This is a genomic window from Paraburkholderia sp. SIMBA_053 (genome assembly GCF_046534895.1).
GTDB classification, from domain to species: domain Bacteria; phylum Pseudomonadota; class Gammaproteobacteria; order Burkholderiales; family Burkholderiaceae; genus Paraburkholderia; species Paraburkholderia caledonica.
Window position 1 is genome coordinate 1 of sequence record NZ_JAWRXU010000397.1, and the last position, 302, is coordinate 302.

The window sequence follows — 302 nt, forward strand, 5'->3', positions numbered from 1 at the left end:
GGGTTGCGCTATGCGTGATCTGGCTCGGCCAGAGCCGCGACCAGTTCGGTCAGCAGTTCGGGGTCGAGCGGCTTTTCGATCCAGCCGGTCGCGCCCGCTTCGCGCGCCGCGGCCTTGAACGGCTCGCCCGATTCCGTCGCCAGGACGAGGATGGGCGTGTCCGCATAAGCCGGATTGCCGCGCAGCTCGGCGATCAGATCGAGGCCGGTCTTGCCCGGCATGTGCTGATCGGTGAGCACCAGGTCGAACCGCACGGCGAGCGCGTTTTCGAGCCCTTCCGCGCCGTCCGCCGCGAGCGTCAC

General features: G+C 69.2%; 1 protein-coding gene. It reads right to left on the minus strand.

Going from position 1 to position 302, the window contains the following annotated elements; genetic code table 11:
* Positions 1–8 precede the first annotated feature (8 nt).
* Positions 9–302, minus strand: a 294-nt coding sequence (locus tag SB753_RS36150) for a response regulator (protein WP_410804912.1), incomplete at its 5' end; no start/stop codon positions are given.